Origin of the sequence: Candidatus Palauibacter sp. (assembly GCF_965216145.1) — a bacterium.
Classification (GTDB): Bacteria; Gemmatimonadota; Gemmatimonadetes; order Palauibacterales; family Palauibacteraceae; genus Palauibacter.
On the sequence record NZ_OZ244149.1, the window covers coordinates 327,435 to 353,410 of the forward strand.

The following is a 25,976-nucleotide window of genomic DNA, read 5'->3' on the forward strand; positions in this document are numbered from 1 at the left end:
GGGTCAGCCGGCCGGGCCGGGAACACCCTCCACTTCGACTTCGGCTTCGTGGCCGCACAGCGTGCCGGACAGGACTGCGGCCACGGACGGTTCCGTGCCGGAGAGATCCGGCTCACCGCTCAGAACCATGTCGATGTCGCAGGATCCGGACCGGTCGTCGAGTTGCCAGTCCAGTCGGCCTGTCACCGAGCCCTCGATGCTGAACTCGAAGAAGCCGGCGAGGACGAAGGCGCCCCGTTCGCGGACCTCCGGCGCGCCGTCTGCGGTGAACTGCAGTCCCCCGCTCGAGAACTGGCATCCGGCGGGTGCGGCGGTGAAGTCCCACGCCAACCTCAGCGTGTCCGCCACCGACTCGTCCACAAACATCACCGTCCGCCGAGCCTGTCCCCCGAGGGGACATGCGACCACGAGGCTGTCCTCGGAGGCGTGAATGATCCGGGGCGTGGTGTCCTGCAGGATCGCCCTCATCCCCTCGAACAGCGCCACGGCCTCGGTCATCGTGAGCGGGGCGTTGTCGGGGGCGTCGTCGGGCTCCGTCGTGCCGTCTCCGCAGCCGACCGCGAGAGCGCAGAGCCCTCCGACGAGAACTCCCCATGCCGTATCCATCTTTCGTCTGAACATCATCTATACCTGCCGGTTCGAGTCTGTGTGCTTCCTCTTGAACTGCCGGGCGAGCCGCGCTCCGGCGACCGGCGACGAAGCTACGTGATGGCGGACCGCCCGGCAGCGCAGCCGCCCCAGGGGTCCGTTCATGGAGTCGAGCGGTGGCTCACGAAGTCGCGAGGCGTCAGCACTCGGGCTGCCTCCGGCGCGTTCTCGACGAGGAGACGATCTCCGGTAATGAGATGGCTTTGGGCCCTGCTGCCGAGCAGGGCCCAAAGGTGGTTGTCGCCTGGATCCGGAGCCGTTTCGCCGATCGCGGGTTCGCACCAGATCGCATTCGCGGTCAACTCCGCGAGCAACTGGTCGATCTCGGCATCCGTTCGGCGGTGGAGACGCACGAGGCGGGGACGACGCAGCACGGACGCGTACTCGGTGAGGAGGTCGCTGGACATCAGGTAGAGGAGGCCGCCATCGAGCATCGCCTCCAGGACCTGTGCCGGCGGACTCTTCGGATCGGATCCGATCATCGCCGAGACGATCACGTTCGTGTCCACGACGAACACGGCGGGCGTCACGAGACGGCTTCCTCACCCGCAGCTGCGTCGATCAACCGGCCGCGGCTACCGACCCTCGCGATGTAGTCGCGTCTCCCTGACCGCCACGGCCATGGCTTCCTCAGCGCTCAGTTCAGCGCTCGAGCGGGCTCGGGCGACGATCTCCCTGGCCGAGTCCATCGGTTGGATGCCCCTCAACTCGAGGCTTTCTTCGATGATCGCGCCCATGGAACGGCCTTGCCTGGCGGAGACCTCCCTCAAAGCTCGGTGCGTTCGGGCACTCAGACTGATCGTGAGTCGCGGCATGTTACTCAGCCCCGTTTGGTGTTTCCGGTAAGTCACCATAACGCCAACTCACCATAACGCCAACTCAGGACTTCAGGGCCTGAGTTCGCGCAGTCGCTTTCCGGCGCGCCAGATTTCCTGATCCGCCATGTCCTGGAGTTCGGCGTCCAGCCGCTCCCGGTAGTCCGGCCTCCCGTTCGCCTCGATCACGATTCTCGCCTCTTCGCCCGTTCGAACGCTCTCGTAGAGTTCGTCGAACAGCGGGGTCACGGCGTCGCGGAACCTGTGGCGCCAGTCCAGAGCGCCCCGCTGCGCGGTCGTCGAACAGTTCCTGTACATCCAGTCCATTCCGTTCTCCGCCACGAGCGGCATCAGGCTCTGGGTCAGTTCCTCGACCGTCTCGTTGAACGCCTCCGATGGCGAATGGCCATTCTTCCGGAGCACCGCGAACTGTGCCTCGAAGACGCCCGCGATCGCCCCCATGAGGATGCCGCGCTCGCCCGTCAGATCCGACCACACCTCCCTCTGGAAGTCGGTCTCGAAGAGAAAAGCGGAGCCGACGCCGATTCCCAGCGAGATGACCCTCTCCCTCGCGCGGCCCGTCGCGTCCTGGAAGATGGCGTAGCTCGAGTTCACGCCCTTGCCCTTCACGAACAGCCGTCGCAGCGAGAGGCCGGACCCTTTGGGGGCCACCAGCACGACGTCCACATCTTCGGGCGGAATAATCCCCGTCTGCTCCCGGTAGGTCACGCCGAAACCGTGGGAGAAACCGAGGCACTTTCCCGGCGTGAGCTGCGCCCTGACCTCCTCCCAGCGCGAAATCTGGCCCGCATCGGACAGCAGGTACTGGAGGATGGTGCCTTGTCGGGCCGCCTCCTCGATCTCGAACAGCGTCTCGCCTTCCGTCCAACCGTCCTCGATCGCCTTGTCCCACGTAGGAGTACCTCGGCGCTGCCCGACGATGACCCTGAAACCGTTGTCTCTCAGATTGAGCGCCTGTCCCGGACCCTGGACCCCGTAGCCCAGAACCGCGATCGTCTCATTCCCAAGGGCTTTCATCGCTCGTTCGAGCGGCCATTCGCCGCGCGTAACTACCGTTTCTTCCGCGTCGCCCACACGTATTTTCGCCACAACCTCTCCCTCCGTGTTCGAGCGGCATCGGGTCGCCGCTCTCTGGTCAGTCTCCGGTATCGTCTTCCATCCTGCGATAGTCCACTCGCGCCACCCCGACGCAGGCTCCCATCTGTTTGACCGCCCGGCGAATGCGATCCGCGCTCGTGCGAACGATCACCTCATGCGCGAGAGCCGTGCCGCCCGGGGGGCTGTCACAATGAAAGCTCTCGATCTCGATGCAGTGACGCCCCAGACACGCGACGAACCGCAGGAGCAGGGCGTTGTCATTCTCCGTCAGCGCCGACACCCGGTATCGAGCCGTACCCCGATCCATTACTCGAGTCGGATCTCGGAGCAGCCCGCGCCGGCCGGGACCATCGGGAAGACGTTCTCCTCCCGCTCGACGACGACTTCAAGCAGAAAGGCCGCTTCCGAAGCCATCATCTCGTCGATGGCGTCGTCGAGTTCGCCCCTCTCCGCCACCTGCCTGCCGTCCATGCCGAACGCCGCCGCGACTTGCGCGAAGTTCGGGTTCTTCAGTTCGATGGCGGAGTAGCGCCGGGCGAAGAACATCTCCTGCCACTGCCGTACCATTCCCAGATAGCCGTTGTTCAGGATCACCGCCTTGACGGGTATCCCTTCCTGGACGATGGCCCCGAGTTCCTGCAGCGTCATCTGGAACCCGCCGTCTCCGATCACGCCGACGATCGGCAGGTCAGGCCGCGCGACCGCGGCTCCCATCGTCGCGGGAAGCGCGAACCCCATCGTGCCGGCCCCACCCGAGGTGATGAGGGTGTTGCCTTCGTCGAACCGGTAGTATCGCGCCGCCGCCATCTGGTGCTGCCCGACATCGGCTACGAGGGTCGCCCGGCCCCCCGTGCGCTCGGAGAGGCGGTGAATCACTTCGGCCATGCGGATTCCGGGCGTCCCGGGGAAGAGATCGCCCTCGATCACGCGCTCGCGTTCGATCTCGTCGCATGCGCGGAATTCGGCGAGCCAGGCATCGTGCGACGCGCTCGCAACGCCCTCCGCCAGCGCGGCCAGGGCCTCCCTGGCATCCGCCACGATCCCCACTTCCGCCGGCACGTTCTTGCCGATTTCGGACGCGTCGATGTCCACATGAACGACCCTGGCCTGCCGCGCGTACTTCGCGAGACTGCCGGTCACGCGGTCATCGAACCGCATCCCGACCGCCAGCAGCAGATCGCACTCATCGGTCTTGATATTGGGGCCGTAGTTGCCGTGCATCCCCAGGAGGCCGACGTACAGCGGATGCCGGGTGGGCAGGGCGCCCAGACCCAGCAGCGTACAGGCAAAGGGGAGTCCCGCCCGCTCTACCAGGTGCCGGAGTTCATCCTGCGCGCCGGAGAGGAGGACGCCCTGACCCACGAGGACGAGGGGCTTGCGCGCTTCGTCGATGAGGCGGCACGCCGATGCGACGGCGTCCTCGTCGAGCCGCGGCCGCGGTTCATAGCCGGGGATCCGGTGCTCGTGCTCGACCGGCTCGTACTCGAAGGTGCCGAACTGTGCATCCTTCGTGATATCGATGAGAACGGGCCCCGGGCGTCCGGTGCGGGCGACATGGAGCGCCTTGGAGACCGCGGCCGGGATGTCCTCGGGACGCGTGATCTTGCAACTCCACTTCGTGACCGGCGCGCTCACGGAGAGCACGTCGGTTTCCTGAAACGCGTCGGAGCCGAGCATGGCGGACACTACCTGGCCGGTGATGCAGACGACCGGCGTGCTGTCCATTTTCGCATCGGCGATCCCGGTGATCAGGTTCGTGGCGCCCGGCCCGGAAGTCGTGAGGCAAACACCCGGCTCGCCCGACACGCGCGCGTATCCCTGGGCCGCGTGAATCGCCCCCTGTTCGTGGCGCACCAGGACGTGGCGAAGTTCGTCCTCGTAGTCGAGCAGCGCGTCGTATACGGGCATGATCGCGCCGCCCGGATAGCCGAACACGACACGCACCCCGCCCCGTACGAGGGAAAAGGCGAGGGCCTCGGCTCCCGACATGGTCCGCGTCGGCGGATCCGGCTCCCTCTCGCGACCGGGAAGCCCGGTCTTTCTCTCTTCGGTGAGTACGGCTGCGTCGTGCGTCATCGCGGTGCGTCCCTGTCCGTGGTGCAACCTTCCGAGGCGGGCGACACGGTGCGCGCGTACCTGTACAGAGCCCCGGAATTCGCGCGCAAAGGCGGCGCGGTCCATTCCTCGCGGCGGGCCTGAATCTCCGCCGGCGAGAGGTGGACGTCGATCGTGTTCCCGATCGCGTCGATCCGTATGCGATCTCCGTCGGCGAGGAGCGCGAGCAAGCCGCCATCCTGTGCTTCCGGCGTGATGTGCCCGACGACGAATCCGTGCGTGCCGCCGGAAAAACGGCCGTCCGTAATCAGCGCGACGTCGCCGCCCAGCCCCCGACCCATGATCATGGAGGTCGGCGTCAGCATCTCCGGCATGCCGGGCCCTCCGCGCGGGCCCTCATAGCGGATGACGATCACGTCTCCCTTCCGGATCCGTCCCTCGCCGATCGCCCGGTTCGCGTCCGCTTCGCTGTCGAACACGCGGGCCGGTCCCTCGAAGACCTCGCCCTCCTTGCCGGTGATCTTCGCCACGGCGCCACCCTCCGCCACGTTCCCGTACAGGATGCGGAGATGCCCGGACGCCTTGATGGGGTCCGCCAGGCCGTGGATGACTTTCGGATCGTCGGCGAGCGGGGGCGCCTCGGCGGCATTTTCGGCCAGCGTCTTCCCGGTGACCGTCATGCAGTCGCCGCGCAGCAGACCCTCCGCGAGCAGCACCCTGATGAGGGCGGGCATCCCGCCGATCCGGTGCAGGTCCTCCATCACGTAGGGGCCGCTGGGCCTGAAGTCCGCCAGCAGAGGCGTGCGGTCGCTGATTCGCTGGAAGTCGTCGATGGTCAGATCGACCTGAAGCGTCCGGGCCATGGCCAGGAGATGAAGCACGACGTTGGTGGACCCGCCGATCACGACGGACAGGGTGATGGCGTTCTCGAACGCCTCGCGCGTCAGGATGTCGCGAGGGCGCAGGTTCCGCTCGAGAAGCACCCGGATCGCCTCGCCGGCCCTCCGGCTCTCGGTCGTCTTGTCGTCGCTCGTGGCCGGGTTCGAGGAGCTGCCGGGGAGACTCATGCCCATGACCTCGATGGCCGATGCCATCGTATTGGCCGTGAACATCCCGCCGCAGGCGCCCGCGCCCGGACAGCTCGACCGAACGATCTCCCGGTACTCCTCCTCGGTGATGGTTCCCGCCAGCCGCTGCCCGAGCGCCTCGAAGGAAGACACCACGTCCAGCCGGTCCCCGTTCCGATATCCGGGCGCGATCGCGCCGCCATAGACCATCAACGCGGGGCGGTTCAGCCGGCTCATTCCCATCATGGCGCCGGGCATGTTCTTGTCGCAGCCCATGACCGTGATCAGGCCGTCGTAGTGCTGGGCCGACGCGATGGTCTCGATCGAATCCGCGATCAGGTCGCGCGAGGGGAGCGAATAGCGCATGCCGAGCGTGCCCATCGAGATGCCGTCGCTCACCCCGATCGTGTTCGAGACGAATCCGATCATCCCGGACGACCGCACCCCTTCCCTCGCAGCGACCGCGAGGTCGTTCAGGTGCATGTTGCACGGATTGCCTTCGTAGCCGGAGCTGACGATTCCGATCTGCGCACGATCCAGGTCGTCCTCGGTCAGGCCCGCGGCGAACAACATCGCGCGCGCGGCCGGACGATCCGTGTGCTGCGTCAACTCGCTGCTGATCCGATTCAGCATTCAGTGCCCCCGTTCTCGTCAACCGGAAGATCGACGACTCGATACTTCCATGGGGGTTACGTCGCGCGCTGGGGGTCGACGGCGACTCCCGGACCGTGGTCCCATCCTACCGCGCAGCCGGGCGCCTGCTCCTGGTCCCCGAACGCAGGCGAAAAAGTTTCGGAAGATAGAGGAATCCGGTCAATTCGCAAATTTCATCCATGCGGTCGGTTACGGACGCGCGGGGACGGATGGACGTTCCCGCGGGAACGTGCAGCCCGGCTGTCAGCCGAGGCCGCCGCCGAAGCGTTCGACGAAGCTGCGCTCCCGCTCGGTGAGGGCGGCCCAGCCCAGGGCCTTGACCTTGTCCGAGATCCGGTCGTACTCCGCGCGGTTCACCGGGTGGAGGGATGTCGGTTCGATCTTCCGCCAATTGGTGGTCAACTCGCGCTCGCCCATGCGCGACCCGGGGCTCTCGGTCTGCTTCTTGAACTGCGCGGCCGGCGAGCGGGCGGCCCGCATCCGGAGGTAGAGCCAGCCGCCGAGGAAGCCGCCGAGGTGGGCGAAGTGCGCCACGCCTCCACCCATGCCGCCGAGCCCCGACCACAGGGAGATGACGGTGAAGGCGATGACGAGGACGCGGACCTGGACCGGAATGACGAACCAGATCAGCACCCGGTCGCGCGGCCAGTAACTGGCGTAGGCGAAGAGGACGCCGTACACGGCCGCCGACGCCCCGACCATGGGCACGTAGAGGCCCCCCCGCGAGATTGAGATCACCGTCCACAGGATGTGCACCACGGCGCCCACCAGACCCGCCGTGAGGTACAGCTTCAGGAAGGTGGGCGACCCCAGCCTCGACTCGAGCTTCGGCCCGAAGAAGAAGAGTCCGATCATGTTGAAGAAGATGTGGGACAGCCCGCCAGGGTCGTGGAGGAACTGATAGGTGATGAGCGTCCACGGCCTCGTCAGGACCTGGGCCGGGACGAGCGAAAACCACGCGAACAGGTCGAGGTTGCTCCGCGTCACGAAGTAGGCGAGGAGGTTGATCAGCAGCAGCCGGCCGACGACGCGGGTCATGCTTCGATCATCTCCGCCACCATCTCGGAGAACTCTCCGGCGAGCGCGGGGCCGACGCCGGCGTCCTCGTGCTTGAAGAAGGCGTAGGCGCGCGTCCACCCCGAGTCGCGCAGGCGGGCGGCCCACGTCTCCAGTTCGTCCGTGGAATACGCACTCCGGCGCAGCCGCAGGTAGGTCCAGTCCGCCGTCTCGACGAGCGGCGCGTCCTCCAGATCGTCCGTCTCCGCGAGACAGAGGGCGCAGTTGCGGTCCCGCAGGATGTCGAACACCCCCTCGTCGAACCACGAGGCGTGCCGGAACTCGAATGCCGACGTACCGGGATTCGGCAGCTGGGCCACGAAGCGCGCAAGCCGTTCATCGTCCCGTTTGAAGCTGGGCGGAAGCTGGTACAGGATGACGCCGGCGCGGTCCGCGAGGGCGGCCGCCGTCTGCACGAGGTACTCCGTCTCCTCCTCCGCATCCCGCAGCCGCTTGAAGTGCGTGATGCGCCGCGACGCCTTGAGCGCGAAGCGGAACCCGTCCGGCACCGCCTCGGCCCACGCCTCGAGCACGCTCTCGCGCGGCATGCGGTAGAAGGTGTTGTTGATCTCCACCGCTCGAAGCCGGCTCCCGTAGAAGGACAACATCTCCTTGTTGGGGAGATCCTCCGGGTAGAAGCTCCCCTTCCACGCGGGGTAGCTGTAGCCGCTGGTGCCGGTCCAGACCTGCATCCGTTGTTCCCTTCGTCTCGCCGCCGTCGCAGCCGAGAGTGCAATTCGCAGCGCCACCGTAAACCGTCACCGTAGCCGTCGCGGGAGGGGGCCGGAGCGGGGGAAGATGATACCGTCCCGCCGTCAGCGGGCCAACGCACCCACTACGGGCTCGTTCTGTCCTGGATTGGCGGCGGGCTGATCCGGGGTGGCGCCGGATCAGCCATCGGCTTGGAACAGCGCTTCCACTTCGGCTGCGCCCATGCGGTCAAAGTCGGCAGGCACCGATATCTCCCCCACCCCAACGGCCGGTCGCTCGAGGTGGAGCGGCCTCCTGCTGCAGGACTTAGTTTCGAGGACACGAGGGAAAGCGCCCTCGACCCGGAGGAATGAATGACAGCCAAGGAAGCCATCACTGCGGCAAGGGAGCACGTCCAGGACCTGTTCCGGGACGAGGGGATTGCACGGGTAGGCCTTGAGGAACTGGACTTTCGAGACGCCCCGCGCGCGTGGGACGTAACGATCGGGTTCACGCGGCGGCTGCCCAACCCCGACAGCCCGATGAGCAGCATCGCCGCTGCGCTCGGCGCCAGCGGTGAACGCGTGTACAAGATCGTAAGAATCAGCGAAGACGGTGAGATCATGTCTCTGAAGCATCGCCACTTCGCGGTTTCCGATTGACCCGCAGGTGCGGGGACGGGGCATCTTTGTCGACGCAAACCTGCTGGTTCTCCTGGCGGTCGGGCTGACGGACCGACGCCTCATCGAGAAACACAAGCGTCTCAAGCAGTTTTCGGCCGACGACTACGATCGTCTCATCGAGATCATCTCGCAGGTCAAGCGAGTCTTCGTGATGCCGAACACGTTGACCGAAGCGTCCAATCTCCTCGCCCAGCATCGCGAGCCTCAGCGATCGCGATTCCTCCGCACACTTCGAAATGTGATCGAACAAGGCGAAGAGGTCGTCGTGGCAAGCGCCGAAGCTTCACGCAACGCCGATTTCGAACGTCTCGGGTTGACCGACGCCGCCCTCCTGGAGACCGTCTCTGGCGAGACACCGCTCCTGACCACAGATTTTGACCTTTATCGTGCCGCCGCCCGCCGGAACCCGCAGTCGGCGTTCAACTACTGGCATCGCTGGAACGCCTAGGCGGCGTTCGCCCGATCCTGTTCCTGGCTACGTGATCCCGGTGTCCAAAGGCGGCGTCGGCGCAGCCTTGGCGTTATTCAGGCTCCCGTGTCCAGGAGGACCTTGCCGAAGGATCGGTTGGACTCGACGTAGCGGTGCGCCTCCGCGGCCTCGGCGAGGGGGAAGACACGGTCGATGACCGGCTGCAGCCGCGACGGATCGCCCTCCGGGGCGGTGAAGCCCGGGAGGAAGCGCGTCGCGAACATCTGAGTCAGGTCCGCCTTCTCCGCCTTCGAGCGGGCGCGGAGGACGGTGCCGACGACGGTCGCGCGCTTGCCCATGAGATGCCGGAGGTCGGCCTGGACCTTCATGCCGCCGAGGACGCCGACGATGACGAGGCGGCCGAGGGTGGCGAGGCTGGCCAGGTTCGCCTCCCAGTAGGGGGCGCCGACCGTGTCGAGGATGACGTCCGCGCCCGCCCCGCCCGTGTGACGCGCCACCGCCTCGGCGAAGGAGCCCTCGTGCCGGTCGACGCCGAGGTCGAGCGGCAGGCCGGCTGCGCGGATCCGGTCGAGCTTGGCGGCGGACGCGGTGCCGATGACCGAGGCGGCGCCGATCGCCCGGGCGAGTTGCAGGGCCGCCGTTCCGACGCCGCCGCCGGCCGTATGCACGAGGGCGTGCTCGCCCGGGCGCAGGCGGCCGCGCTCGACGAGGGCATCGGCCGCTGTGAGGAACACCTCCGGGATCGCCCCGGCCTCCAGCCAGCTGAAGCCCGGCGGGACGGCGAGGAGCTGCCCGGCCGGAACCGCCGCCCGTTCGGCGTACCCGCCCCCGCCCAGGATGCCCATCACGCGGTCGCCCGCCGACCATCCCGTGACGTCCGCCCCGACCTCCTCGATCTCACTGGCGAACTCGAGCCCCGGGACATCCGCGGGGACGTCTCGCGGCGCGGGGTAGCGGCCGAGGCGCTGCAGCAGATCGGCCCGGTTGATGCCCGCGCAGCGCACGCGCACGACGACCTCGCCCGCCCCGGCCACGGGGTCGTCCCTCTCTACCAGTTCCAGCACGTCCGGGCCGCCGGGCTCCCGGATGCGGATCGCTTTCATAGGTCTGCCTCCCCGACCCCGAAGGCGCGCCGGGCCGCGGCCAGTCGCTCGGGGGTCCCGATGTCGTACCACGGCGCGTCCGTCACGTCGAACACCCCGACGCGCTCGCCCTCGCCGATCCAGTCCATGTAAGAGTCCATGATCGAATGGACGCCTCCCTCCCCGGAGCGCTCGAAGACGCGCTCCGAAAGCACGTGGATGCCCGCGAAACCGCATTCTCTCGCCTCTCCAGCGGGACTCGGGGTCCGGGCCACGACTTCCCACCCCTCCGTCCGGTTCGCACGTCCGTAGACCCCGTCCTCATCCACGAGGAGAGGCCGTGACGTCGTCCGCTCCGCGATGGCGAGCGTCGCGAGCCGTCCGTCCCGCGCCGCCCCCTCGACGTGCGCCCGGTACATCGCGGCCAGATCGACGCCCGTCACCACGTCGCAGTTGTGCAGCAGGAACGGCGCCTCGGCCTCGAACAGCGGTCCCGCGCGGAAGAGGCCGCCGCTGGTGTCGAGCGGTGCCGCCGAAACCTCGTCCTCCCGCGAGACCACCACCGGTACCCCGAGGCGGGAGCGCGCCGACGCGGCCCAGGCCTCGATCCGTTCGGCCAGGTAGTGCGCGTTGACGATCAGCCGGTGCGCGCCGGCCGCGACGAGCTTCCCGGCCACCCGCTCCAGCAGCGGCACGCCGCCGAAATCGATCAGCGCCTTGGGCGTCGTCTCGGTCAGCGGCCGCAGGCGGCGTCCCTCACCCGCCGCGAAGATCATCGCCTCCACAGGCTGTCTCTCGTCTCCCCTTCAGGCCCTTGCCGGATCCGCGCTCAGACCCGCGACGGGCGGCGCGGCCAGTCCGCCGATTCCCGGTGCGTGAGGCTCACGCGGACGTCGGGATGGCGCACGAGGATGTGCTCGCGCAGGCGCGCGGCCATGTACACCGAACGGTGCTGTCCCCCCGTGCACCCGAAACTCACGCTCAGGCTGTGGAGACCGCGCTCCAGGTAGTTCGCGACGTGCGCGTCCACGATCCCGCGCACCTGCTCCCAGAACGCCTGCGCCTCCGGCCGCGCCGCGATGAAGGCGATCGTCTCCTCGTCGAGACCCGTGAGTTCGCGGTATGCCTCCTCCCGTCCCGGGTTGGGGAGTCCGCGGCAATCGAACACGTATCCCCCTCCGTGGCCCGAGGTGTCCGCCGGATAGCCGCCCGAAAAGCGGAAGCTCGATATCGTGACCTCGAGTCCCCCGTCCGCGGGCGCGGGGCCTTCGACCCGGCTCCAGCGGTCGACGATCGCCTCCAGCGCCGCCTCGAGTTCCGGCACGTCCACCGGGAGGCCGGCCTCGAGCAGCCCCCGCAGGTTCTCGGCCGCATAGGGCACGCTCTGCAGGAAGCGCGGCTTGCGCTCGAAGAACCCTCGATACCCGTAGGCCCCGAGCGCCTGCAGCACCCGAACGAGCACGTAGCCGGGCCAGTGTTCGAGGAACGCGTCCCGCCCCGAGATCCCGCGCGCTTCGAGGACCCCGAGATAGTGCTCCAGCAGCGCCTCCCGGTACCGCGCGTCGAGGTTCGCCTTCGAGTCGTACAGGAGCGACGCGACGTCGTACTGGAGCGCGCCGCGCCGCCCGCCCTGGTAGTCGATGAACCAGGGCTCCGGTCCCTCCGGCCCCGGCCGCACCATCACGTTCCGGGACTGGAGATCGCGGTACAGGAACCACGACCGCCCGGCCCCGAGGAGATGGGCCGCGAGCCACGAGAAGTCCCGCTCGAGGCGCGCCTCGTTGAACGGGATGTGCGCCAGCTTGAGGAAGTGGTACTTGAAGTAGTTGAGGTCCCAGAGGATGGACTGCCGGTCGAACGCCGCGCGCGGATACGCACGCCGGAAGTTGATCCGCTCCCCGCCCTCGACCTGGAAGCGGGGGAGGATCTCGAGCACCCGCCGGTAGAGGGGGAGGGCGGCATCGGGGAAGGCGTCCGATCCCGGTTCGCGCGCCTCCTTGATGGCGTCGAACAGCGTCATGTCTCCGAGGTCCTCGAGCAGCCACACGCCGGCGTCCTCGTCGGCCCCGTACACCTCCGGCACGGGGAGTCCGAGTTCGCGCAGCGTGCGGGAGTAGGAGAGGAAGGCCCGGTTCTCGTTCGGGTCCGGCCCGTGGGCGCCCACCGCCGAGGCGCCGTCCGGGGCGGTCAGGCGCCAGTAGCTGCGGGTGGATCCGTCGGCCGCGACGGGGCGTATGTCCGAGGGAGGCTCTCCACACCATTCGGCGAAGAGCGCCGACGCGAGGTCGACGAGCACCCGGCCCGGAGTCATCCGGCCGGCGTCGCGGGCCCGGCCTCCGGCCAGGCGCGCAGCGCCCCGACGAGATCCTCGAGCCGCGCCACCCCGTGCGAGTCGAGGTAGCGGGCGAGGCCCTCGTGGACGGACACCGCCGCATCCGGGTCGACGAAGGAGGCTGTTCCGACCTGCACGAGACAGGCGCCCGCGAGGATGTACTGGAGCGCGTCGTTCGCGTTGCGGATGCCGCCGATCCCCATGATCGGAAGCTCGCAGGACTGGCGTGCCCGCCACGTCGCGTAGACCCCCATGGGGAGGATGGCGGGTCCGCTCACGCCGCCGGACCTGTTCCCGATCAGGGGCTCCCGGCGCGCGATGTCGACGACCATCCCGGGGAAGGTGTTGATCGCGCTCAGGCCGTCGGCGCCGGCGTCCTCGCAGATACGGGCGAAGTCGCCCACGTCGGGCACGTTGGGGGTGAGCTTGATGACGAGCGGACGCTCGGTGCGCGAGCGGAGGAGGCCCACGAGGTCGGCCAGCGCCGTCTGGTCGGTCCCGAACATCGTCCCGCCCTTCACGTTGGGACAGGAGACGTTGATCTCGAAGCCGAGGAAGCCGTCCTCGTCGTCGAGGCCGCCTACGACGGCGGCGAAGTCCTCGGCCGAATGCCCCACGACGTTCACGAACACGTGCGAGCGCGCGAGGTGTTCGCGCAGCCACGGGAGCTTCTCGGCGATGAACCCGTCCAGGCCCGGGTTCTCGAGACCGATCGCGTTGATCATTCCGCCGGGCGTCTCGGCCACGCGGTGGGGCCGGTTGCCGGGGCGCGGCTCGAGGCTGACCGCCTTGGTGACGATCCCGCCGAGTTCGTCGAGGGGGATGAGATCCGCGTATTCCTGTCCGTAGCCGCAGGTGCCGGAGGCGAGGAGCACCGGGCTGCGGAACTCCGCCCCGAACACGCGCTGGCCGAGGCCGGGCGCCGGGGCGCCCGCGTTCAGATCGCCCCCCAGTCGAGTTCGTCCGCGGGGAAGACGGAGCCCTCGATGCAGGCCTTCACCCAGCGTCCGTCCGCGCTGCGCACGACGCAGCCCTGGCAGGTCCCGATCCCGCAGCCCATGTGCTCCTCGACGGAGACCTGCAGGTCGCGTCCGTGCTCGCGCGCGAACGCGGCCAGCGCCCGGAGGAGCGGGGTCGGGCCGCAGCCGAGGAGACGGGCGCGCGAGGCGGGGTCGAGGCCGCCGGTGACGAGGCCGCGGCGGCCCGCGCTCCCATCCTCGGTGAACAGTTCGACCTCGTGATCGGTGAGACGGGAGATGAGGGCGGGGTCGAACACGGCCCCGGCGTCCCGCTCGCCGTACACGAGCCGTACGCGCCGACCTTCGGCCGCCTGGCGCGCGGCGAGGAAGATGAAGGGCGCCAGTCCGACGCCCCCCGCGATGCACTCGGTGCCGCGCTCGGCGGCGCCAGCGACGCCCGAGTCGACCGCGTCGCCGCCCGTCTCGAACGGGCGGCCGAGGGGACCGAGGAGGAGCGCTTTCTGGCCGGCTTCCAGTCGCGACAGCGCCCGGGTGCCCTCGCCGTAGGTGCGCAGGAGGATGCCGACCTCGCCGCCGGGGCCCGTCCACCCGACGCTGAACGGACGGGGCAGCAGCCAGGCCCCCGGCGCGTCGAGCCCCACGCCCAGCATGACGAACTGCCCGGGCCGCGCGGCGGACGCGATGTCCGGGCAGGCGAACTCCTGCCACCAGGTATCGCGGGCCACGACGCGCGTCGAGAGCAGGGTCGCCCGCCGGCGGACCGGCGTCGCGCGCCGCGCCAGCACCCCGCCGCCGGCGCTCAGCACGACCCCTCGACGCCGGAGGCGTAGCGACGCAGGACGTCCTCGCGGTAGGACTCGATCGCATCCGCGATCGCCCGCGCGAGCGCCCCCTGCCCTTCGGCCCCGTTCAGGTATCGCTCCTCCTCGCCGTTCGAGAGGAAGCCGACCTCGACGATCACCGACGGCATGCGGGCCAGTGCCCCGAGCAGGACCCACCACGGACCCTGCTTCACCCCGCGGTCGGGCGAGCGGCCGCCCATCCCTTCCCGGATCGCGTTCTGCACGAAGCCGGCGAAGAGTCGCGATTCGTCCATGTTCTGGGTCCGGTCCTGCCCCGCGAGGATGAACTGGATGTCCGACGGCGAACCCACCGCACCCTCGACCTCGGGCCCGCGGTTCTCGCGCAGCGCCACCTCGCGCGCCTCCTCTGAGCGGGCCGGGCCGAGGAAGATCGTCTCGAAGCCCCGCGCCCGTTCATCGGCGGCCGCGTTGGCGTGGATCGAGACGAACAGGTCCCCGGCCCGGTCCACCGCGAACCGGGAGCGCAGGTCGTGCTCCACGTAGACGTCCGCGTCCCGGGTCAGGTGGGGCTCGATCATGCCGCGGTCCCGAAGTTCCTCGTACAGCCGCCGCCCGATCGCGAGCACGATGTCCTTCTCGTGACTCCCGCCGCCGAGCGTCCCGGGATCCCGTCCCCCGTGCCCCGGATCGATGATCACGCGCCAGGGGACGGTCGGGTCGACGCGCGCCGGGAGCGGATCGTCGGCCGGGGCCGGGGTCGGAGACGCCGGAGCCGTCACCGCCACCTCCGGCGCGCGATCCGCGAGCCACCCGCTGACGAAGTCGGCCGGGATCCAGAAGGCGCCGTCCCGCTCGTAGGGCGGGTTCGCGAGCTGGTAGGTGCGCGTCCCGTGTCGGAAGAAGGGCGAGCCGGCCTCGAACGCGACATCCTCGCCGAGGAGGCGGGCCTGGAGGAAGACGCCGCTCCGCCGCACCTCCTCCCACACGGCCGCCAGACCCGCCGCGTCGATGACGGGGTAGGCGCGGTGGCGGGAGACGGGCAGGCTCACGGCGCGCCCGCCGACTTCGGCCTGCACCGCCTGCGCGGCTTCGGAGCCCGCCTGGCCGGCGGCGACCGCCGGGGCGACCGCGGCGACGACCGCGGGCGCGAGGAGGGCGGCCACGAGCCCGCGCCGCAGCGCGCCTCCCGCGTCACCTCTCACGCGCGGCCTCCCGCTTCGCCCGCTCGACCTCCCGCTGCATCGTCCTCCTCTTGAGGTCCTCACGCCGATCCCGATGCTTCTTCCCGCGCGCGAGCCCCAGCGTGACCTTCGCGAAGCCCCCCCGGAAGTGGATGTCCAGCGGCACCAGCGTCAGCCCGCCTTCCCGCGTCTTCGAGTTCAGGCGATCAATCTCCCGTCTCCGGAGCAGGAGCTTCCGCGGCCGCACCGGGTCGGGAGCGTCGATCGTCGCCTTCTCGTAGGGAGAAATATGGAGATTATGGAGCCACGCCTCCCCACCGTCGATCCGCCCGAACGCATCCACGAAGCTGGCCTTGCCGTCGCGGAGCGATTTCACCTCCGCGCCGCGCAGTACGATTCCCGCCTCGACCTGCTCGAGTACCTCGTACTCGTGGCGGGCCTTCCTGTTTCGGGCGATCACCCGGACACCGTCTGGTTCCTCCACGGTTCACTCCGGGGACTCCCGGTCTCCCTCCTCGTCGTCCTCGGCCGCCGGAGCGATGTCGGCCTCTTCCTCACCGTCCTCACCGTCCACGTCCGCGGAAGGGCCCTCGGCCAACGCGGCCCGGTACGCCGCCTTGGACTCCGCGACGCGCGCCTCGAGGTCCGAGCGGGCCTGCCGCGCCGCGTCCTTCCCGGCCTTGATCGCCTCTTCGGCCTTCCGCTGTCGGTCGCGCACATTCTCCCGGATGGCGCCCACGCGCTCCCCCAGCCCCTCGCGCGTTTGGCCGTAGTGGTCTTCGAGGGTGCCGCGCAGGTCGGTCAGCTTCTCCCCCGCTCCCTCCCTGAAGCGGCGAGCGCCCTCCCGCAGGTCGGCCTGCGTCTCGCGACCGGACTTGGGGGCGAGGAGCAGGGCGACCCCCGCACCCATCAGGGCACCCGCAATGAACGCGACGATATTCGAGCCGTGACGTTCCACGACGACGTACGGCTGCAGATCCTGGTCCGACATCTCACACTCTCCTGCCCGCTAACGGTCCCTAGCGACCCCCGCCCTCGACGACCCGCCGGTACGCGGCCGGATCCCACGCGGGCGGATCATCGGCGTCCGCGACGTGGCGCCCCAGATGGAAGATGAGGCGCGTGATGCGCGCTGTCTTATCGTACAGAATACGGTCCGCTTCGTCGTTGGGTCCGTGGTAGTCCTCGTGCGTACCCGTGAAGAAGAAGAGGATGGGCACGCCCTTCCTCGCGAAATTGTAATGGTCCGAGCGGAAGTAGAAGTTCTCGTCCGGCCACGGGTCGTCGATCATCTCGAGGCCCAGTTCCGGGTGCTCGATCATCGTCTCCTCGAGGGCGGTCCCGAGCGTCGACTCGTCGCGGCCGATGGCGACGACCGTGTCCCGCCAGTTCCGCCCGATCATGTCGATGTTCAGGTTGGCGATGGTCGCCCCGAGGGGGAACAGCGGGTTCTCGGCGTACCAGCCGGAGCCGAGCAGGCCGCGCTCCTCGCCGCTCACGGTCATGAATACGAGCGACCGGCGGGGCGGCGTTTCGAGCGACGCGAACGCCTCGGCCAGTTCGACGATCGCCGCCGTGCCCGAGGCGTCGTCGTCGGCCCCATTGTAGATCGAGTCGCCGCCGACCGGCCGACCCACGCCCACGTGGTCCATGTGGGCGGTGAAGACGACGAACTCGCCGCGGAGATCGGGGTCGGAGCCCTCGATCCAGCCGATCGTGTTGAAGGCCCGCTCCTCGCGGAACTCCGACTGGGTGCGGAGGGTGGCCTCGTACGCGTTCGTGCCGCGACCGGCGGCGAGGGCCGTGCGCAGCTCCTCGGGCAGGGCGCCGGCCCGGACCAGCGCGATGGGGGCACCCAGTTCCTCGGGCACGCCGACCGAGAGTCGCTCCCGGCCATAGAAGCGGCGGATGCCGGCGAAGTAGTCGTCGGGACCGTCGATCGCGAGCAGCACGCCGATCGCGCCGCCCTCCAGGAGTCCGCGGATCGATTCGAGCGCTCCGCGCGTGTCCTCCGGCCTCACGCGTACCATCGCGATGGCGCCGGTCGGCGGGGCCGCCCGCCCGGGCGTCGAGATGACGAGCGGGCCGGCGGCCTGGCCGCGCCCGCCCGGGACCGCGATGTAGTCGGTCGTGTCGATGGCGCCGCCACCGGGACCGTCGATCGCGAGCATCTGCCGCCCCGGCGTTCCGGCCCGGGAGGCCGTGAGCGGATATTCCTGCAGGTACGAGTCGCCGTCCGCCGGACGGAGCCCGAACTCCTCGAACCGGCGTGCGATGTGGCGCGCGGCCTTGTCCAGTTCGGGACTCGGCGTCGCCCGGCCGCGCATGGAGTCGTGCGCCAGCGCGCCGATGCGGAGGCGCAGGTCGGTGGCGGTGATCGTCCCGGCGGCCGCGGCCGCCGCACTGTCCGCCTGCGCCGATGCCTCCGCCATGGGCGCCGCGATCGCCAGGACGGTTACGGCCAGAACCCGTCTCGTCGTACTCCCTCGACGCTGCATTCCATGCCTCTTGCGAAGGGTTGTCCGTCTTGAAGCCTTCGGCGGTGGAGCCATCGGCGGCGTGTAGCGGGCCGCCGCCACGGGCTGCTAGTCTTTCCCGATGACCGAAGTCACCGCAACCGCTACGTCCGCCCTCGAAGCTTCCCGCCAGCGGCTCGACCTCGCGAGCCCGAGGGAGATCGCCGGCCTGTCGCACCTCGAACTCGTGGCGCGCCACATCGTGGAGGGATTTCTCATCGGGCTCCACGATTCGCCGAAGCGCGGCTTTTCCGCCGAGTTCGCCGAGGATCGCCCGTACAATCGCGGCGACGACCTGCGCTATCTCGACTGGAAGGCGTACGCGAGGACCGATCGCCTGTACATCAAGCAGTTCGAGGAGGAGACGAACCTCCGCGCCTACCTCCTCGTCGATGTAAGCCGGTCGATGGCCTGGGTCTCCGACCCGGAACGCTTTCCGACGAAGCTCGATTACGCGCGGCTCCTCGCGGCCTCGCTGTCGCTGCTGCTCATCCAGCAGAGCGACGCAACGGGGCTGCTCGCCTTCGACGAGGAGCTGCGGGCGCATGTGGCGCCGCGCACCACGCGCCGGCACTGGCGCAGGCTCGTGACCGAACTCACCCACCTCGCCCCGGACGGGAGGACCGACGCCGGGACGGCGCTCAAGGAACTGGCGGGCCGGCTCCAGCGGCGGGGTCTGGTGATCCTGATCTCCGACCTCCTCGTCGATCCGGAAACGACCCGGATGTCGCTCCGCTACCTGAGGCATCGGGGCCACGAAATCATCCTCTTCCACATCATGGATCCGGGGGAACGCGAACTTCCCGCCGAGGGGGAGGCGATCTTCTTCGATCCCGAGACCGGGGAGGAACTGGGGGCCAACTCCGCCGCGCTCCGCAAACAGTATCGAGAGGCGGTGCAGGCGGCCATCGACGACTGGCGCAAGGAAGCCCTGCGCTGGGGCGCCGACTACGCGCTGCTCACCACGGACACGCCGCTCGGTCTGGCGCTGCGGCAGTTCCTGCGCAAGCGATCTCGGCTCGGGTGACCTCTGACGGCGGCGGCGCGTGAGCTTTCTCTACGTGTGGGCGATCGCGCTCGGGCTGAGCGCCATCGTGCCGCTCATCCTCCACCTCCGGCGGCGCGAGACCGACCGGCGCGTGGCGTTCCCGGCGCTCCGCTACCTGAGCCGCGCCGAGGACGCCCGCTCGAGGTCTCTCGTGGCCTCGGACCTCCTGTTGCTCGCGGTGCGGGTCGGGCTCCTCATCGCGATCGCGTTCGCCGCGGCCGGTCCGCTCATCGGACGCGGGGGCGCCCGCGACCACGAACCCACCGATCTCGCGCTCATCGTGGACAATTCGGCCAGCGTCGGCCGGCTGGACGGCGACCGCCTCCTGTTCGAGTCGCTCGTCGAGCACGCGGGGACGGCGCTCGCCGCCACCCGCCCCGAGGACCGCATCTGGCTCTTCCCCACCGTCGGGGAGCCGCTCGCCGCGGGCGTCGGCGCGGCCCGTGCCGCGGCGGCCCTCGCGCAGATCGAACCGACGGACGGCGCGGCCGACCTCGCCGAGGTCGTGGCGCGGGCCGCCGCGGCGCTCCCCGCGGACGGCGACCGCCGGCGCGAAGTCCAGCTTCTCTCGGACCTCCAGGCGTCGGCGCTGCGCACCTCCCCGCCGGCGCGCGGTGACGCCACCCCGCTCGTGGCCTACGCGCCGCGCCCGCCGGCCGAACCGAACGGCGCGCTCGTCGGCGTCGAACTGACGGGCGGCACGACGGCTCCATCGGGAATCGGACACGGGGTCGTCGTGCGGAGTGCCCGCGCCGGGGGCGGAGTGGAGGAGGCGGCGGATTCGCTCGAGGGCGGCGAAGCGGACATCCGGCTCGAACTCGACGGAAGGCTCAGCGGGGCGGCCCGGGCGCCGTGGGGCACGAGCGCCGTCCTGGGGCTTCCCGAACTCGGGATCGGGCTCCACGAAGGGCGGCTGGAAGTGAACCCGGCCGGGGCGCGCGCCGACGATCTCCGCTACTTCGCGATCCGCGTCGTGCCGCCCCCGGCGGTTCGTTTCCACGGCGACGAGACGAGCTTCGCCGGGCTCGGGATCGCGACGCTCCGCGAAGCCGGCCGCCTGAGTTCCGGAGCGGAAGGGGCGGTGGCGGTCGTGGACGGCGACGCGGCGCGCGGCGCCCCCTGGGCCGGGGCCTCGACCATCGTGTTCGTCCCGCCGGGGGACCCGGTCGACCTCGCGGCGTTCAACCAGGGGCTGGCCGGGCTCGGAATCGGTTGGCAGGCGCGCATCGACCCGGCATCGGGAGACCTCGGCCTCGAGGAACCGCGGGCGGCGTTCTCGCTCTCCGGTGTTCGCGTACGACAGCGATACCTGTTCCGTCCGGTGGGAGGCGGGTCGCCCGCCGACACGGCGCTGATCCGGACGGAGGACGGCGAACCCTGGCTCGTCCGCACCGAATCGGGCGGCCGCATGGCCCTGATCCTCGCGTCGCCGCTGACCGCGGCGGCGAGCGACCTCCCCGCCCACCCGGCCATGATCCCGTTCCTCGAGGCGGTGCTGGTGCACTGGTCGCACCTCGCCACATGGCCGTTCTCCGATTTCGGCGCCGGAGAGCCGCTGTCGCTCCCGGAGTGGGCGAGCGAGGTGGAGTCGCCGGATGGGTCCGTGCGGGACGTGGAAGGCGGATCGCCCTTCACGCCGGTGAGGGCCGGCGTATACACCGTCCGCGGCAACGGAGGCGATCCCGGACCGGTCGAGACCCAGTTCGCGGCGAACGTGCCGGAGGCCGAGGCCGACCCCACACCGATCGCGCGGGAGGATCTGGAGGAACTGTTCGCCGGCCGCCCGGTATTCACCGCAGGTCCGGAGGCGGCGGCCTGGGAGGAGGGTGTCTTCCGCGCGCGGCGAGGCCGCGACATCGCACCCTGGCTCATCGCGCTCGCGCTCGTTCTGATCGGGCTCGAGCTGTTCCTGGCGACGCCGGGCCGGTCGCGCCGCCCGAGACCGGACCGCGAGAGGAGCGAGGCGACATCGGGCGTTTCGAGCTGATTCGAACGTCTTTCCGTCAGATCGCGCGAGCCGCCGGAATCCCCGGCGCGCTCTCGCGAAGTGGTACGTGTGCGTCCATCCGCCACCTGCCGGGCGCGGCGCCGGCCGCGCTCGCCCTGGCGCTCGAAGACCTCGCGGTGGGCGCGCCGGTCGTCCTCGTGGCCGACACCCCCGAAAGAGCCGACGCGCTCCACGACGACCTGAGTACCCTCGGCGCTACGGGCCTCCGCTGCTACCCGCAGCGCGAGACGCTCCCGTACGAGGACGAGGACCCGCACGTCGAGATCGCCGCGCAGCGTGTCGACGCGCTGGGCGCCCTGCTGGCCGGGCGCTGCCGAATCCTCGTGACGACGGCCCGGGCGCTCGCTGAACGCGCCCCCATCCCGGTCGGGGCCGGGGCCACGCTGGCCCTGACGATCGCGAACGGGGACACGCACCCGCTGGCCGCGCTTGGCAACCGTCTCGAGGAGATGGGATTCACCCGCACCCCCACCGTGAGCGAAGTCGGCGACTACGCCGTCCGCGGCGGGATCGTCGACCTGTTTCCCTTCGGCCATCCGGCGCCGCTCCGGCTCGAACTCTGGGGCGACGAGGTCGCATCGCTGCGCCGCTTCGACGCGCTCACCCAGCGCTCGACGGAGACGCTGGAAGCCGTGGAGGTGCTGCCGGTCGCCCTGCGCGCGCCGGATGCGGCGGGCGACGTGGAGCGCCGTGCGCTGATCGAAATGCTGCCGCCGACCGCCGCGGCGCTCGTCCTCGACCCTCGCGCCGGCGTCGGGGCCCGCGCGCGCCTCTGGGAAGAAGTCCGGGACGCGCGGCGCAAGGCGGGTTCCCGGGCCGAGCCCGTCGAGTGGCTCGTCGTCCCGCCTGCCGAGGCGGAAGCGCGTCTGGCCGGACTCCGCCGCCTCGCGTTCGTGGACGGAGACGAAGGCGACCCGGCGCCGAGGGAGCCGGGAGAGCCGGGGGAGCCCGGAGAGCCCGGCGTCATCCGGCTCGCCGTGGAGCCCCCGCCCGCCATCGACCGCGACATGAAGCGCCTCGTGGCCGAGATCGGGACGGCCCGCGCGCGCGGCGAACGGATCCTCATCCTGTGCGACAACGACGGCCAGATCGAGCGGCTCGAGGAGATCCTCGAGGAACGCGGCGGGGCGGCGCTGCGCCGCGATGCGACCCTCGCGGTGGGTTCGCTCAGCGGCGGGTTCAGGGTGGGTATCCCCGGCACGCTGCTCGTGCTCACCGACCACGAGGTGTTCCGCCGGAGGTATCGCCGGCACCGCGTCCGCATGCGCGGCGCCGCCACGATCGAATCGATCGCGTCCGTCGAGCCGGGCGACTACGTGGTCCACATGGACCACGGAATCGGCCGTTACGTGGGTATGGATCGGGTCGAAATCCAGGGGGAGACGATCGAGACGCTGGAGATCCGGTACGCCGATGGGGAGGTCCTTCGCCTCCCCCACTACCGGCTCGACCTCATCGAACGCTGGAGCGCCGCCGGCTCGAACGCCCGTCCACCCGCGGTCCACAAGCTGGGGCGCCGGAAGTGGAAGCAACTGAAGAAGCGGACGGTCGCGGCGATCGAGGCCACCACCGTCGAACTCCTGCAGTTGTACGCCCGGCGGCAGATGGCCCCGGGCCGCGCCTTCCCGCCCGAGACGGCGTGGCAGCGAGAGATGGAGTCCGCCTTCCTGTACGAGGAGACGCCGGACCAGCTGAGCGCCTGGGAAGCCGTGCGAAACGACCTCGAGGCACCCGTCCCGATGGACCGTCTCGTGTGCGGCGATGTCGGGTTCGGGAAGACGGAGGTCGCGATCCGCGCCGCGTTCAAGGTCGTGCAGGAGAGCGCGCAGGTGGCCGTCCTCGCGCCCACGACGATCCTCGCCGACCAGCATCTCGGCACCTTCCGCGAGCGTCTGGCCGGTTTTCCCGTCCACATCGAGGCGTTGTCGCGCTTCCGCACGCCGAAGGAGCAGCGCGAGGTCGTCTCGGGCCTCCTCGACGGGACGATCGACATCGTCATCGGCACCCACCGGCTCCTGTCCCGGGACGTCCGCTTCAAGGATCTGGGGCTCCTCATGGTGGACGAGGAGCAGCGCTTCGGCGTCCGCCAGAAGGAGCGGCTCAAGGAGTATCGCGAATCGGTCGATGTGCTCACGCTCACGGCGACCCCGATCCCGCGCACCCTCCACCTCGCACTCGGCGGTCTGCGCGACCTCTCGACGATCGGCACGGCGCCCCGCAACCGCATGCCGATCATCACCCACGTGTTGTCGTGGGAGGACGGGATTCTCGAGGAGGCGCTGCGGCGGGAGTTCGATCGCGGGGGGCAGGTCTTCTTCGTCCACGACCGGGTGGAGACGATCGAGGCGCTCGCGAGGCGGGTCCGGAAGCTGATGCCGGAGGCCCGGGCCGAGATCGCGCACGGCCAGATGCCGGAGCGCGAACTCGAGGACGTGATGCACCGCTTCGCCCGGGCCGAGGTCGACCTCCTCATCTGCACGTCGATCATCGAGAACGGTCTCGACGTGCCCTCCGCGAACACGATGGTCGTGCACGGGGCGCACAACTTCGGTCTCGCGCAGCTCTACCAGCTGCGGGGACGGGTCGGTCGCTCGCACCGCCGCGCCTACTGCTATCTCGTCGTCCCGGAGAACGTCGCCCCGGAGGCCGCCCAGAGGCTGCGCGTCCTCGAACATCACACCGATCTCGGGTCCGGCTACCAGGTGGCGCTCAGGGACCTCGAGCTGAGGGGCGCCGGGAACCTCCTGGGCGGAGAACAGAGCGGCTTCGCGACGGCGGTCGGGATCGAGACGTACCAGCGGCTCGTCGAGAGCACCCTCCGGAGGCTGAAGGGCGAGGTGAACGACGCCGGGCCGAGCGTGCGGGTCTCCGTGGACGGCGAGTCGTTCCTGCCCGACGCCTACGTCTCCGGATCTCAGCTGAAGATGCATCTCTATCGGCGGCTTGCGCGTCTCACGACGTGGGAAGAGGTGAAGGAATTCCGGGCGGAACTCGAGGACCGCTTCGGACGGCTGCCGGCGCCGGCGAAACGACTGCTGGGCGCGGCCGAACTCCGCATCCTGGGCGCGATGGTCGAGGCCGCGTGGATCCGGGTCTCGGGCGACGACGCGCGCATCTCGTTCGAAGCGAGCGCGGCGCCGAGGCTGGGTCTGCTCACGAACGCGCTCGGAGACCGCCAGCTGAACGTTGAAGTGCGGCGGCTTGAGCCGTTATCCTTGGTCCTGCGACGGGCGGGAACCGAACCCCTCCTGCCGACGTTGGTGGAGGCCCTGGGGATCCTCGCGACCCCGGGTGGATCGGAGGCGGAGGGCGAGGGCGTGCCCGTGACCGTGGGAGGAGTCTTCAGGTGATCGAGATTCGTGGAGGAGGGAAGGCCGGGTGGGGTGCGGTCCCGCGGCGCGTGACGAAGCGCCGGTTCGTTCGGACCTGCCTGCTGCCCGTCGCCATCGTCACGGCCGCCGCGCCGGCCGCCGGACTCCAGGAGGAGGCCGAGGCTCCGCCGGACACGACCGTGTCCATGGCGTTCCCCGAGGGCGTGGAGGAACTGGACCGCATCATTGCCGTGGTCGGCGACACGGCGATCCTCATGTCCGACCTCCGGGTCACGCTCTACCAGCTCCGGGCCGGGGGCGCGGGCATCCCGGCCGAGGGGTCGCCGGAGTGGACCCAGTTCGCGGGCGAGGTGCTCACCGCGATGGTCGATGACCTGATCTTCCTGCAGCAGGCGAAGATCGCGGGGGTCACGGCCGGCGAGGACCGCGTGGAGGAGATGGCAGACCAGTACTTCGAGCAGACCCGGTCCAGGTTCTCGTCCGATGAGGAGATGATGCTCGCGGTGGAGGAGACGGGCATGAACATGCTCCAGTACCGCAACATGATCCGCGCCCGGTCGGAGGCCGAGGCGGTGCGGCAGACGTATCGCGTCCAACTCGAGGAACGCTCCGACCTGCCGCCGGTCATCGTCTCGGAGGAGGAGATCGTGGCGGCGTTCGACGAGTTCGCCCAGAGCCAGCCTCCCCGCCCCGCGCTCGTCTCCTTCAACCGGCTCGTCGTCACGCCGTCCCCCAGCGGCGAGGCGCGCGACAGCGCCATCGCCCGCACGTTCTTGATCCAGAACGAGTTGGCGAACGAAGAGGAGTTCTCCGTGATCGCGCGCCGCCATTCCGACGACGACGGCACGCGGGAGGAGGGTGGCGAACTGGGCTGGATGAGCCGAGACCTGCTCGTGAAACCGTTCGGCGATGCGGCCTGGGGAGCGCGGCCCGGCGCGACGGTCGGACCCGTGCAGACGCAGTTCGGCTTCCACTTCATCAAGATCGAGCGCCAGCGCGGGAGCGAGCGTTTCCTGCGACACGTCCTCCTTCGCCCCGAGATCAAGCCGGAAGACCTCGAGGAAGCCCGGACGCTCGCGACCCAGATCGGCGACAGCCTGCGTGCCGACATCGACCCTGAACGGGTCGCGGCGTGGTTCCGGGGACAGGTGGCCGACGAAGCCATCCGCTTCGACGAAGTGCCCATCACCAATCTCCTGACCCAGTTCTCGGACACGGGCGACTCCGGCATCGGGAATCCGGTGCCGGGGACCGTTTACGGGCCGCTCCCGTTGGAGCGCGGCGGCCCCACGGAGTTCGGTGTCGTGCACGTCCTCTCCTTCCGGCCCGAGGGTCCGGTCGAACTCGACGATGTGCGCGACGCGATCCGTCAGAGTCTGCGGACCCGCAAGCAGATCGACATCCTTCTCGAAGAGGTGCGCTCGAACACCTACATAGATGTAAGATTCGGATCGTGAGACGCTGATCCGGTTGCGGT

At 69.8% G+C, this 25,976-nt stretch carries 23 protein-coding genes; 6 read left to right on the forward strand and 17 right to left on the reverse strand.

Features of this window, described 5'->3' with window-relative positions:
- Positions 1-3: 3 nt before the first annotated feature.
- The 8 genes from ACOOHF_RS01460 to ACOOHF_RS01495 form a co-directional block, all read right to left on the reverse strand.
- On the reverse strand, positions 4-624 hold the full coding sequence (locus ACOOHF_RS01460) for a hypothetical protein (protein WP_420463090.1): 621 nt from the start codon (positions 622-624) through the stop codon (positions 4-6).
- A gap of 125 nt (positions 625-749) precedes the next feature.
- Positions 750-1,178, reverse strand: coding sequence for a putative toxin-antitoxin system toxin component, PIN family (locus tag ACOOHF_RS01465; RefSeq protein ID WP_420463091.1), 429 nt, complete (start codon positions 1,176-1,178; stop codon positions 750-752).
- Positions 1,179-1,535: 357 nt separating this feature from the next.
- On the reverse strand, positions 1,536-2,573 hold the full coding sequence (gene ilvC / locus ACOOHF_RS01470) for a ketol-acid reductoisomerase (RefSeq protein ID WP_420463092.1): 1,038 nt from the start codon (positions 2,571-2,573) through the stop codon (positions 1,536-1,538).
- A gap of 46 nt (positions 2,574-2,619) precedes the next feature.
- The gene (locus ACOOHF_RS01475; protein WP_420463093.1) at positions 2,620-2,889 is read right to left on the reverse strand and encodes a hypothetical protein; all 270 of its coding nucleotides are present in this window, start codon (positions 2,887-2,889) and stop codon (positions 2,620-2,622) included.
- Positions 2,889-4,658: a biosynthetic-type acetolactate synthase large subunit gene (ilvB, locus tag ACOOHF_RS01480; RefSeq protein ID WP_420463094.1), complete on the reverse strand. Its 1,770-nt coding sequence runs from the start codon at positions 4,656-4,658 to the stop codon at positions 2,889-2,891. Before ilvB ends, ACOOHF_RS01475 begins: the two co-directional genes overlap by 1 nt.
- The gene (ilvD, locus tag ACOOHF_RS01485; protein WP_419936465.1) at positions 4,655-6,337 is read right to left on the reverse strand and encodes a dihydroxy-acid dehydratase; all 1,683 of its coding nucleotides are present in this window, start codon (positions 6,335-6,337) and stop codon (positions 4,655-4,657) included. Before ilvD ends, ilvB begins: the two co-directional genes overlap by 4 nt.
- Positions 6,338-6,601: 264 nt before the next feature.
- Positions 6,602-7,396 (reverse strand): rhomboid family intramembrane serine protease, encoded by a 795-nt coding sequence (locus tag ACOOHF_RS01490; RefSeq protein WP_420463095.1) that lies wholly within the window; start codon positions 7,394-7,396, stop codon positions 6,602-6,604.
- On the reverse strand, positions 7,393-8,106 hold the full coding sequence (locus tag ACOOHF_RS01495) for a DUF72 domain-containing protein (RefSeq protein ID WP_420463096.1): 714 nt from the start codon (positions 8,104-8,106) through the stop codon (positions 7,393-7,395). Before ACOOHF_RS01495 ends, ACOOHF_RS01490 begins: the two co-directional genes overlap by 4 nt.
- 372 nt (positions 8,107-8,478) lie before the next feature.
- Between ACOOHF_RS01495 and ACOOHF_RS01500 the strand changes: the two genes are divergently transcribed.
- The gene (locus tag ACOOHF_RS01500; RefSeq protein WP_420463097.1) at positions 8,479-8,766 is read left to right on the forward strand and encodes a hypothetical protein; all 288 of its coding nucleotides are present in this window, start codon (positions 8,479-8,481) and stop codon (positions 8,764-8,766) included.
- A 7-nt stretch (positions 8,767-8,773) separates the two neighbouring features.
- Positions 8,774-9,235 (forward strand): PIN domain-containing protein, encoded by a 462-nt coding sequence (locus ACOOHF_RS01505; RefSeq protein WP_420463098.1) that lies wholly within the window; start codon positions 8,774-8,776, stop codon positions 9,233-9,235.
- 77 nt (positions 9,236-9,312) lie between these two features.
- Here ACOOHF_RS01505 and ACOOHF_RS01510 read toward each other — a convergent pair whose 3' ends face one another.
- From ACOOHF_RS01510 to ACOOHF_RS01550, 9 genes are read right to left on the reverse strand one after another with little or no spacing between them, the layout of a single operon-like run.
- Complete coding sequence (locus tag ACOOHF_RS01510; protein ID WP_420463099.1) at positions 9,313-10,320, reverse strand: NAD(P)H-quinone oxidoreductase; 1,008 nt, start codon at positions 10,318-10,320, stop codon at positions 9,313-9,315.
- Positions 10,317-11,075: a nucleotidyltransferase family protein gene (locus ACOOHF_RS01515; protein WP_420463100.1), complete on the reverse strand. Its 759-nt coding sequence runs from the start codon at positions 11,073-11,075 to the stop codon at positions 10,317-10,319. The genes ACOOHF_RS01510 and ACOOHF_RS01515 overlap by 4 nt, the downstream gene beginning before the upstream one ends.
- 53 nt (positions 11,076-11,128) lie before the next feature.
- Complete coding sequence (locus ACOOHF_RS01520) at positions 11,129-12,610, reverse strand: RapZ C-terminal domain-containing protein (protein WP_420463101.1); 1,482 nt, start codon at positions 12,608-12,610, stop codon at positions 11,129-11,131.
- Positions 12,607-13,533 (reverse strand): dihydroorotate dehydrogenase, encoded by a 927-nt coding sequence (locus ACOOHF_RS01525; protein ID WP_420463102.1) that lies wholly within the window; start codon positions 13,531-13,533, stop codon positions 12,607-12,609. The genes ACOOHF_RS01520 and ACOOHF_RS01525 overlap by 4 nt, the downstream gene beginning before the upstream one ends.
- Positions 13,534-13,568: 35 nt before the next feature.
- Positions 13,569-14,417, reverse strand: coding sequence for a hypothetical protein (locus ACOOHF_RS01530; RefSeq protein WP_419936457.1), 849 nt, complete (start codon positions 14,415-14,417; stop codon positions 13,569-13,571).
- The gene (locus ACOOHF_RS01535; RefSeq protein ID WP_420463103.1) at positions 14,411-15,616 is read right to left on the reverse strand and encodes an N-acetylmuramoyl-L-alanine amidase family protein; all 1,206 of its coding nucleotides are present in this window, start codon (positions 15,614-15,616) and stop codon (positions 14,411-14,413) included. The genes ACOOHF_RS01530 and ACOOHF_RS01535 overlap by 7 nt, the downstream gene beginning before the upstream one ends.
- Entirely contained in the window at positions 15,606-16,079 is a 474-nt protein-coding gene (smpB, locus tag ACOOHF_RS01540; RefSeq protein ID WP_419936455.1) for an SsrA-binding protein SmpB, read from the reverse strand. Before smpB ends, ACOOHF_RS01535 begins: the two co-directional genes overlap by 11 nt.
- 3 nt (positions 16,080-16,082) lie before the next feature.
- A complete protein-coding gene (locus ACOOHF_RS01545) occupies positions 16,083-16,586 on the reverse strand; it encodes a YtxH domain-containing protein (protein ID WP_419936454.1) in 504 nt (167 codons plus the stop codon).
- Positions 16,587-16,614: 28 nt separating this feature from the next.
- Complete coding sequence (locus tag ACOOHF_RS01550) at positions 16,615-18,093, reverse strand: M28 family peptidase (protein WP_420463104.1); 1,479 nt, start codon at positions 18,091-18,093, stop codon at positions 16,615-16,617.
- Positions 18,094-18,193: 100 nt separating this feature from the next.
- Here ACOOHF_RS01550 and ACOOHF_RS01555 point away from each other — a divergent pair, with 100 nt between their 5' ends.
- The 4 genes from ACOOHF_RS01555 (at position 18,194) to ACOOHF_RS01570 (ending at position 25,956) form a co-directional block, all read left to right on the forward strand.
- The gene (locus ACOOHF_RS01555; RefSeq protein ID WP_419936452.1) at positions 18,194-19,138 is read left to right on the forward strand and encodes a DUF58 domain-containing protein; all 945 of its coding nucleotides are present in this window, start codon (positions 18,194-18,196) and stop codon (positions 19,136-19,138) included.
- A gap of 19 nt (positions 19,139-19,157) precedes the next feature.
- Positions 19,158-21,146, forward strand: coding sequence for a BatA domain-containing protein (locus tag ACOOHF_RS01560; RefSeq protein WP_419936451.1), 1,989 nt, complete (start codon positions 19,158-19,160; stop codon positions 21,144-21,146).
- Positions 21,147-21,283: 137 nt separating this feature from the next.
- Positions 21,284-24,517 (forward strand): transcription-repair coupling factor, encoded by a 3,234-nt coding sequence (gene mfd / locus ACOOHF_RS01565; protein ID WP_420463105.1) that lies wholly within the window; start codon positions 21,284-21,286, stop codon positions 24,515-24,517.
- Positions 24,514-25,956 (forward strand): foldase protein PrsA, encoded by a 1,443-nt coding sequence (locus ACOOHF_RS01570; RefSeq protein WP_419936449.1) that lies wholly within the window; start codon positions 24,514-24,516, stop codon positions 25,954-25,956. Before mfd ends, ACOOHF_RS01570 begins: the two co-directional genes overlap by 4 nt.
- The last annotated feature ends 20 nt before the right edge of the window (positions 25,957-25,976 follow it).